The sequence below is a fragment of the Chromobacterium alkanivorans genome (assembly GCF_016937655.1).
Lineage (GTDB): Bacteria > Pseudomonadota > Gammaproteobacteria > Burkholderiales > Chromobacteriaceae > Chromobacterium > Chromobacterium alkanivorans.
This window is the reverse complement of record NZ_JAFHKL010000028.1, coordinates 1-6,589: the sequence shown is the minus strand read 5'-3', so window position 1 is coordinate 6,589 and position 6,589 is coordinate 1. Positions and strand designations below refer to the sequence as shown.

The 6,589-nt window shown below is 50.8% G+C and carries 10 protein-coding genes; 9 read left to right on the top strand and 1 reads right to left on the bottom strand.

The features are described from left to right. Positions 1–371: hypothetical protein (locus JW897_RS24010; RefSeq protein WP_205467920.1), on the bottom strand; the 371-nt coding region annotated here is incomplete at its 3' end. An 87-nt stretch (positions 372–458) separates the two neighbouring features. On the opposite strand from JW897_RS24010, the gene JW897_RS24005 reads away from it, so the two are divergent. The 9 genes from JW897_RS24005 to JW897_RS23965 all read left to right on the top strand — a co-directional run. Then, positions 459–767: a hypothetical protein gene (locus JW897_RS24005; protein WP_205467919.1), complete on the top strand. Its 309-nt coding sequence runs from the start codon at positions 459–461 to the stop codon at positions 765–767. A 1-nt stretch (position 768) separates the two neighbouring features. After that, entirely contained in the window at positions 769–1,119 is a 351-nt protein-coding gene (locus tag JW897_RS24000; RefSeq protein ID WP_205467918.1) for a single-stranded DNA-binding protein, read from the top strand. Between the two features lie 244 nt (positions 1,120–1,363). Then, positions 1,364–1,591 (top strand): hypothetical protein, encoded by a 228-nt coding sequence (locus JW897_RS23995; protein ID WP_205467917.1) that lies wholly within the window; start codon positions 1,364–1,366, stop codon positions 1,589–1,591. Positions 1,592–1,620: 29 nt separating this feature from the next. Beyond that, the gene (locus JW897_RS23990) at positions 1,621–2,403 is read left to right on the top strand and encodes a zonular occludens toxin domain-containing protein (protein ID WP_205467916.1); all 783 of its coding nucleotides are present in this window, start codon (positions 1,621–1,623) and stop codon (positions 2,401–2,403) included. Beyond that, complete coding sequence (locus JW897_RS23985) at positions 2,396–3,817, top strand: hypothetical protein (RefSeq protein ID WP_205467915.1); 1,422 nt, start codon at positions 2,396–2,398, stop codon at positions 3,815–3,817. Before JW897_RS23990 ends, JW897_RS23985 begins: the two co-directional genes overlap by 8 nt. Beyond that, positions 3,818–4,111 carry a hypothetical protein gene (locus tag JW897_RS23980; RefSeq protein ID WP_205467914.1) on the top strand — a complete coding sequence of 98 codons (294 nt, stop codon included), beginning with the start codon at positions 3,818–3,820 and terminating at the stop codon, positions 4,109–4,111. Between the two features lie 194 nt (positions 4,112–4,305). Continuing rightward, the gene (locus JW897_RS23975; RefSeq protein ID WP_205467913.1) at positions 4,306–4,497 is read left to right on the top strand and encodes a hypothetical protein; all 192 of its coding nucleotides are present in this window, start codon (positions 4,306–4,308) and stop codon (positions 4,495–4,497) included. A gap of 138 nt (positions 4,498–4,635) precedes the next feature. Next, positions 4,636–4,956, top strand: coding sequence for a hypothetical protein (locus tag JW897_RS23970; RefSeq protein WP_205467912.1), 321 nt, complete (start codon positions 4,636–4,638; stop codon positions 4,954–4,956). A gap of 453 nt (positions 4,957–5,409) precedes the next feature. After that, the coding region (locus JW897_RS23965) for a replication initiation factor domain-containing protein (RefSeq protein ID WP_205467911.1) at positions 5,410–6,589 on the top strand (1,180 nt) is incomplete at its 3' end.

Here is a 6,589-nt window from a genome sequence, read left to right as displayed (position 1 = left end):
GGTGATTCTGTTAACCCGTTCGCATATCTAGCGCCCGTAAAGGCGTTTGAATTTGGCGCGGCGCTGAGCATCGTAACTACTAGGAACAAAGCGGCAACGTTGCGCGAATGTCGCAAAAAAACGCTCTTGATGTATTCCCGCGCCTGCGGGTCTTTCGTTTCCCAATAATCTAAACAAGCACTTACCTCGGTCTTGTCGTAACCGAGAATGTCAGCGATTGTGTATCGTGCAATTGCTGGCGGGTTTCTCCTCCCTTTCATGATGTCACTCATCTTCCTTGCGTCTATCAGTAGCAAATTTGCGACAGCATTATTCGACTTAAGCCCTTGTTTTTCCTTGATTTCTTCCACGTAGTCTTGAAATGTTTTCATCGCTATTCCATTTAAATTTGCCAAAATGACCCCTTGGGGGTTAATCTTGCTCCCGTAATGACCCTCTCGGGGTCAAAGAGAGCAGCCATGATACACGTCCAGCGCACCACCTCCGATTTTAGATCAATTAAGTTCTTTGTAGCGGCCTCGCTGATTCAAATTGCATATTCGGCTGCTCACGCCGATGGTCGGCTTGATATGTACGCCGTCCGCGAAATCGTTACCGTAACGAAAACTCAAACCGAAAAGCCCCAGCGCACTGACCACGGCCCGTATGGCTCATTCGTAGATATCGCCCGTTATCCCTATTCGAACAATCCTGAGCTTTCCAAATCCGGTCAGATGATTACCCCCGCGCCAGAGCCGGCGCAAACCCAAGCCAACGAGAGGAACTGACATGCTTCATATCCGCATTGAGCAAGAGGACGGCAATGTCCGTCTCAAAGACATCGTCACTAAAAAAGGGGTGCCGATGCAGCTCCCGCAACAGACCGTCTACATCTACGGTTACGACCGCGACGGCCGCCGCGAACTCTATCCTTACAAGTCGCAAATCACGCTTGCAAAGGACGAAAAGCCTTACCCGCCTGGCGACTACACGATACACCCTTCGGTGTCCCGCTTCACGACCTGGGGTCAGGCAACGGAAATGAATCTCCGGCTAATCACCATCAAAGAATTTTTCGACCTGCTCAAGAACGACTTGTTCGACAAGCTGCAGAAGACCGAACTCAAATCCGCCGCTTGACGGCTCCACGCGCCCCGTTTCATCGCGGGGCGCAAGAGGTGACACATGGAATACGCCCCTTGGATCGCTTACATGATCGCCGCCTTCTGGGTCGGGTACTTCATCCGCAAAACCATCAAGAAAGCAGCCTGGCTCATGTCCGGCAGCTATTCGGACGGCTAGGGCGCCACGCCTATGGGCTTGACGTGTCAGGCCCATAGGCGGGGTGTCCTGCCCCTTTTCCTCATTTCACTGGAGATATGTCATGAAATTCCTGAGCGTTTGCAAGAAATACGGTCCCAAAGCTGCGGCGACTGCCGCTGTCACCCTGGCCGCTGCGCCGACTTTCGCCGCTGGCCTGATTGATTGGGGCAGTCTGGCCACGAGCACCGTGGCGGAAGTGACTGCGGCTATCACTGCCGGTATTGCGGTGCTGGCGCTGTTCTTCGGCGTGGGTGGCGGCGTCAAGATGTTCCGCAAATTCATCGGCTAATCTTATTCAACTGCATCGGAGGTTTTGCCATGTCCTTTTCTGTCGTGTGCGGCAAGCTGGGGGCGGGCAAAACCTCTTTTGCCGTTTCTGAGGCGTATCGCTATTTGAAACAAGGCCGGCGCGTCGCGGCTAATTTCGCGCTGGACTTTACGTCATTCAAAGACGTGGACCCTGATTCGCATGTCGTGGTTCTTTCTGACATTCCCGTTGCCGATGACTTGATTTCGCTCGGTCGCGGTGGTCCGTCTGAAGAAAAAGCCGGCTTGCTCATTATCGACGAAGGCCTTTTCTGCTTAAATTCTCGCGGCTGGGCTGGTGGAGATCGTCAAAAGCTCATTGAGTTCTTCGCGCTGACTCGCAAACTCGGCTGGGACGTGATTTTGATCATTCAGCACATTCAAGCGATGGACAAGCAAATACGCATGAGCTTTGCTGAAACGCTGGTGATATGCCAGCGCTTGGACAAGCTGAAACTTCTTGGCTTTATTCCGCTCCCCAAAATCCATCTCGCGGTTTCTCGTTATGGAACGGAAGTAAATTCGCCCATTTCAGACCGCACATTCTTCAAGCCCAAGACCATCGGCGCGGCATACGATACCAACAAGCTGTTTGATCCGTTGGAGAAGGGCGGCATGTATTGCACGCTTACGCGCCGTTTAGCGGTATTGCGTTACGAGAACAAAAAGCCTCTCAAGTTAAGCGAATTGCTGATGTTGCCGATTCAATTCGGCATGTTTATTGCCCTGGCTATTCATTTCAAATGCACGCATATCCCGACAATAAAACTCAGATTGGCGGCGGCTCATGACTAAAATACTGGCAAATATATTGCGTTACATAACGCTTATATCGGTGCTATGCGGCCAATTGCTTTGGCCGTATTACGCTTATGCAGGCGTTGGCCAACAGCTTTACCCCGTAATTCTCAATGCCGCGATAAACGGCACTAAAATGGCGGGTGCTGTGGCTACAAGAGTTATTGCTGGCAATCCTGCCATTGGCATTGCAATGACTTCAAATCCTGCTGGTGACGCCAATTACGATTGCATGGTTGCAATCAATCCTGCATGCCTTCCTCTGCCCACAAATTGGACACGCGATGCTAGCACGCAAAAGCCTGTCCCCCCCGCTGTCCAGCCAATGATTGGCAACTTTACGGCCAATGGCACTTCAATTACGGCAGGCTCAGATACTGGCCTTGTTTCTGCTGTTGCCGCCTCTAACGGCTATACCGTTAAAATCAATAATGGCTGCTCGCCTGCTTCTGGCTCTTTTTATATGTGCTCTTATCAAACTACAGAAGGCGACTATTTTAATTTTCTTGCAACTAAACAATTAACGTGTCCTCCGGGTTATGCTATTAACGCTGATAATATGTGCGGCATGATTGCAAGTGATCCATCCGCTGTTCCAAAACCATCCGGCACCCCATGTTCTATTGTCAGAAATGGCAATACGTTTTCATTCGATAACACTAATCCCGTTTGCAATAACGCGACAAACGGTCAATACGTGATGTCTGACGGCAATATATATGATGCGTCTAGTGGCAATGTAATTGTCTATCCGAGCTGGGATGATGTTAAAAACAAAAACCCTGCAGCGACAGTTACGCCGACCGTTGACGGCGGCACTCAAGTCAAGTCCTATGATCGCGCTTCAAATACCACGACGACGACGACAATTAAGGATGGCAAAGTAGTTAGTTCTACAACTGAGGTCGGCAACACAACAGGGAATGCGGGTACTGGAACGGGTACAGGTGGCACGCAGATTACGTGTCAGCAGGTTGGGACGTGCGGCGTCTCGCAAGAGGCCACACAGCAAAAAGTCGAGGCCAACACTAAGGCCATGACGCTGAGCATGCAGCAAATCGCTTCTGGCCTCGCAATGGGCGAGCCGATACCGGGCATTACGCCTGGCGATTATGCGGGGGCGGTTGACCAGTTCCATAATATGCTGCCGAAACCGGATGACTATCGCGGCCCTGTCGGTACGATGCTCAAAGCAATGGGCTTTCCCGAGGGCGGAGGAGGGCAGTGCTCATTGACGCGCACTGTAACCTTATTTGGACGCTCTATCACGATTCAATTCGTCCCGAATGGTATCTGTGGCCCGTATCAGCAAGTCGCGAATTGGGTAACATGGGGCCTTGTTGCAATTATGGCGTGGCAACAAATCAAGAGCCTCGCGGGTGATAAGTCGGAATTATCTGGAGGTAAATAAATGCCAGTATTGATGATTGCGCTTGTCGGCTGGATTGCCAAGTTCCTGAAAGATAAGGCGCTTGGACTTACGCTCGTGAGCGTTTTTCTCGGCATGGTCGCGGCTTATCTTGCTGCGCTGGCGCTCATCGTAGCGCCCATTGTCACGGCTGCACCTGATTTCGTTCGCGAGGCCATGGCCGTGATATTGCCCAGTCAGTGGCCGCTTCAAGTTTCTACCGTCGCCAGCATTTATACGCTGGGCATTGCCTGGCGAATGGGCTTCCAGTCGCTGGACATCTTTGCTAAATCGTGAGGGCTTTATTATGACGCCGGAGCAGTTCGACACACTCATGCAAGCGATTCAAATCGTGAGCTTTCTCTTTGCTGGCTTTATGGGCTTTATGTCGGCGTAAATCATGGACCAAGAAACTATCTTTATACTCATTGCAATATTGGCCTTTTTTGTAATCCTCTTGGTTTCTGTATTTTCTCGCAAAGGTGAATAGCATGAATCAAATTACACTTAGTCAAGAGATGTTCAATCAGATGATGGTTTCATTTTCCATGCTTTTGATCTGCTCCGCATTTCTTGGCGGCATTGTCGCTTCTTGGTTCAATGATTTCTTGGGCTGGCTTGTATCTCTTGTGGAATTTCTGATTCGTCTCTTTGCCCGTAAACCCCTCCCGCCGTCCCATTAGGTACTGATGTAGTCGAAAACAGCTGTATCGTTTTCGCGTAATCAGTACCCGCCGCACCATAACCCCAAATGGGGTGAAATTTCTTGTATTGGCGTTACCATAACGTATAATAAAGTATCTTCAAAGGAGGGCGGCAAGATGGCAAAAGATGTAAATGATAGCGTTACCATGGCATTAATTCCTGAGCCTAAAAAGCGCGGCCGTCCGGCCTCTGGTAAGGCGCTTTCTAATGCTGAGCGTCAACGTAGATTTAGAAAAAATCAAGGTAAAAAAGTGCGCTTTAGCTTTTCTGAATCAGAATGGAAAGAGCTTTTAGCTGCGCTTCGTCATCGCTATGTTGAGGATGAATTTTATTATGGGCAATTGCAGTTTGCTCAAATTGTAGAGTCTGTCTGGCGTGCCGGGTGCGGCAATGAACCTTTGCCTTCATGGTTCAAAGAATACAGTTACAAAGGCTAACAAATGTATGATCTAGCATTTAACGTTGCGCTCAAATTCTTGTGCTTTATCGTCTTTGTTTTTATATTGCTTTGCCTAATCGGCTATATAAAAGGGCTTGCCTAAATGGACTTCATTAATGTTTTGTTAGCCGTCATTATTCTTTGTTTTTTTGTGCCCATTTCCTTTCTTGTCATGGATTTTTGGCGTTGTATTCGCGGAATATTGGAGGATTAGCCATGAACGAATTCATTGAATACGCTTCTCTTGCCATTGCTTTCTTTATTCTCCTTTTTGGCGTGGTCAAATTTATTGAGCGTGTCGCAGAAAAGATATAACCCAAAGGCGTTACCGTAACGCAAATCAATCCCGCGGCACTCAATTATCGTCACTGTAACGCAAAAAGCGAAACCCCCGGCAGCGCCAACTGACCGGGGGTTCTAGAACACAACCTTCCCTAGCAAGGATGCATTCATGTCCGAAGTATACCAAGAGCAGGGCGCTCCGCAAGTCCCACCAGCGTCACCCGTCCCAGAAGAACTTATCCACAGTTCGACCCCCTTCCCTCTAACAGGGGGGTCAAATACCTTGCAAGGCTCCAAAACCCCCGCTTTGGAGCCGGTTTTAGAGGTTTTTAATAACAAAACGGAATATAGCGCACGGCAGTGCAGTAGCCTCCACAGCGACGGTTTCCGGATGCCGTTGAAGCTGGACTTCCTGACGGTCACGACAGACACCCTCAAGCCCGATCACGTGGGCGAACAGCTTATTCTCCACGGCTTTCACATGAAGCCCCGCAAGCCGCGTTTCTGCTATCAGTTCGCTTACTCCGTTCACTGCGACGAGATGATGACTGATGAACCCGTGTTTGAGGTCTACTACGGCGGCGAGCATCAGAAGGGCACGATGATGTTTGACCGTTCAGGGCCGCTGGCCGCCGTTGCTGTCACTGTGCTTTGCCGTGTCTTTGGTCCTGAGCCGTTCCGCTTGTCTCGCGGCGACGTCGCGATTGACTTGCAATGGCCTGGCGGCTACGCCGATGCGCGTGCCCATTTGCTGTTACATCACGAGAATTGGCAGGCCAATGGCCAGCGCGGCCGCAAGCCCAAAATCCGGGAAATTATTGACCATGGCCAAGATACGGGCTGCACGTTTTACATGGGTTCCGGCGACGTGCATATGTGCCGCTTGTATGAGAAGGGCAAGCAGTTGAGCCGGGCCGATGCCATGGACTGGTTCCGCTTCGAGGTTCAGCTACGCCCAGACGGCAAGCCGGCGCAGATTCTCGCCTGGAATGCGGTCGCCAGCGGTCGTTACTTCGAAATCTGGCGCATGACGCCTTACGTCCGTTTCTCGGACTTCTTTCTGTCGGTCGATGCTGAGAGAGTGCGGCCAGAACAGCCGGCAAGAGATTGCGCTTTAGAGGCGCGGGCGAAACACTTCGTCAAACAGTACTACGGGATGATGCGCGAGCTTGTTGGTGTGCATGCGCACGGTGACTGGTCAGAACTTGGGAACATTGTGCAGCGCCTGAAATCTGCGCTTGATGCGGGCCAAGGTTCGACGTGGCACGTCGAGCAAGTGTTGCTTGACATGGAAGGCGAAGCCGCCGCCGAAGCGCTGAAGTTTTCTTCTGCGGACGGTTCGCATAATG

What these genes read in the sequence shown, in the direction of transcription:
- JW897_RS24005 (WP_205467919.1), top strand. Translation starts at nt 459, where the DNA reads ATGATACACGTCCAGCGCACCACCTCCGATTTTAGATCAATTAAGTTC.
- JW897_RS24000 (WP_205467918.1), top strand. Translation starts at nt 769, where the DNA reads ATGCTTCATATCCGCATTGAGCAAGAGGACGGCAATGTCCGTCTCAAA.
- JW897_RS23995 (WP_205467917.1), top strand. Translation starts at nt 1,364, where the DNA reads ATGAAATTCCTGAGCGTTTGCAAGAAATACGGTCCCAAAGCTGCGGCG.
- JW897_RS23990 (WP_205467916.1), top strand. Translation starts at nt 1,621, where the DNA reads ATGTCCTTTTCTGTCGTGTGCGGCAAGCTGGGGGCGGGCAAAACCTCT.
- JW897_RS23985 (WP_205467915.1), top strand. Translation starts at nt 2,396, where the DNA reads ATGACTAAAATACTGGCAAATATATTGCGTTACATAACGCTTATATCG.
- JW897_RS23980 (WP_205467914.1), top strand. Translation starts at nt 3,818, where the DNA reads ATGCCAGTATTGATGATTGCGCTTGTCGGCTGGATTGCCAAGTTCCTG.
- JW897_RS23975 (WP_205467913.1), top strand. Translation starts at nt 4,306, where the DNA reads ATGAATCAAATTACACTTAGTCAAGAGATGTTCAATCAGATGATGGTT.
- JW897_RS23970 (WP_205467912.1), top strand. Translation starts at nt 4,636, where the DNA reads ATGGCAAAAGATGTAAATGATAGCGTTACCATGGCATTAATTCCTGAG.